This is a genomic window from Clostridium luticellarii (genome assembly GCF_002995845.1).
Taxonomy (GTDB): domain Bacteria; phylum Bacillota; class Clostridia; order Clostridiales; family Clostridiaceae; genus Clostridium_B; species Clostridium_B luticellarii.
Genome location: NZ_PVXP01000141.1, coordinates 1 through 1952 on the forward strand (window position 1 = coordinate 1; position 1952 = coordinate 1952).

At 29.5% G+C, this 1952-nt stretch carries 1 protein-coding gene and 1 pseudogene; both read right to left on the reverse strand.

Annotated features, from left to right (window positions below; translation table 11 throughout):
* Positions 1-490 (reverse strand): annotated as a pseudogene (locus tag CLLU_RS18385) (hypothetical protein); the annotation flags it as partial.
* 1116 nt (positions 491-1606) lie between these two features.
* Positions 1607-1952 (reverse strand): acyltransferase (locus CLLU_RS18390; protein WP_146127629.1); only part of this gene is annotated, 346 nt, incomplete at its 5' end.

Here is a 1952-nt window from a genome sequence, read left to right on the forward strand (position 1 = left end):
CATTTATATAATCAGATAAAAATGCAATATTTTTTATTCCCTTATTTACAAGAAAATCATATGCATAATATGATTGAACTAAATGCTGTACTCTAACATCAGGTTTTTTTAAAGAATAATATTCTAAAACTCCAAGAAATATTTTTATTTTGGTTTTTATGCCTTTAAACCGTCCATAATAATTATCAACACTTAACCACCATATTATTTTTTTTATATTATTAAATTTTTTTAATAAATTAGTATACACTTCTGGAACTATTAAAACATTATTCTTATTATCGTTTATACTTGTTACATATTTCACATTATACTTTAAAAATCTATCTGCAATTGGATTTACGCTATTACTAGGTATATAATACATTCTTGCATTATATCCAAATTCACTTAACTTATAACATAATTGATGTAAAAGTTCAGTTCCGCCAGTTGGCGCATTAGCTGTACAAACTATATATATAATAGATCCTTCCTGTAAATTAATCATTAATTTCACCTTCCAACACTAAATATAATTTCAATCTAGTAAATTTTTTCAAAAAACTACATGAGCTTTTCCCCAAAAGTGAACTATAATGGGTCAGTCGTCAAAATAAAAATACCACAAATTTTTTAATGAACTGACAGAATATTACATTGATACTACATATTAAGCTATATAATTCCGGAGCATTGCCTATCCTACTGCCGGTTTCTAGTACTTAATTTCCGAATGGCATCTATCAAAGTTGTATGTGGGGATACAGTTTCCGATTGCAGCCCTTCTAATATTGTTATATTGAGTCAGATATGCTTCTTCATATTTAGGACTGAAAAACCAGCGCTTGATCATAATATTATTTACCCACTAGCTTTCTCAATCTATACTCTGGTGGATGCTGTTGCTATGTGCAAAATTAATATGATACCTGATAGTTAACTAGCTCCCCGATTCGAGTTTAAAATAAATTGCTTAGAAATCTTGAGTGATTTCTTAAGGGAGTTGAATATTATTTTTATATCTAGCATATCATCAATTTTCCAGCAATACATCGACTGTAACAGTCGATAACTACCGTAGATAGATGAAACATGCTTAATTGCAACATAAGTTAATCAATGAGCCATGCTTAGTTTGGTCGGTCTATGACAGCATTACGGAGCAATTAGGGAAAACTCCGACTACCACTAGTGTTTTGATAGATTTATTTTTAGATAAATCATGGCAGTTCCCACCTCTATCATATAGCAATAGACTCTCTTACGGCCGATGAGATGGCCACGCAGTCTTAACTGTGTGGATATTACTACCTAATACCCTATGAAGGATTATCTACATTGAACCCTGTCAATAATTTCTTTGCGAGTCAACTCTTCTTCTGATATTGAAGAACTCTTGTATTAAATGCTTGTACATCTTATATCAAGCAGTCCGGTACCTGTGGATGCTGATAATTCTATTTGTAGACACTTTTCTTCCTTAATTTTATTATATATTTTCAGTAAATCTATTATTTTGTATCTACATTTTTATACTAATACCACTTTGTATTTCCCGTGTTATATGAATACATCCATTCATCAATTTAAATATAATTTAATGCTACAGTTACGTATAATATTTTTATATCTTCTTTATAATTTTAACAGGAACCCCACCTGCAATAGTATTATCAGGAATATTTCTGTCAACTAATGTATTAGCACCAATTATCGAGTTACTCCTTATTGTTATTCCACCTAAAATTGTGACTTTTGCTCCAATCCACACATTATTGCCTATTATAATCTCTTTTACTTTAAAACCCTGTTGATTATAATTCTTATCATTTTGCCTAAACTCATGATCATTATCTCTTATAGATATAAATTCTCCTATCATACAATTATCACCAATATTTATCTTTTTTCTACAATGTATAATAGAAAATAGACCAATAAAAGTATTCTTTCCTATGTATAATTCACTA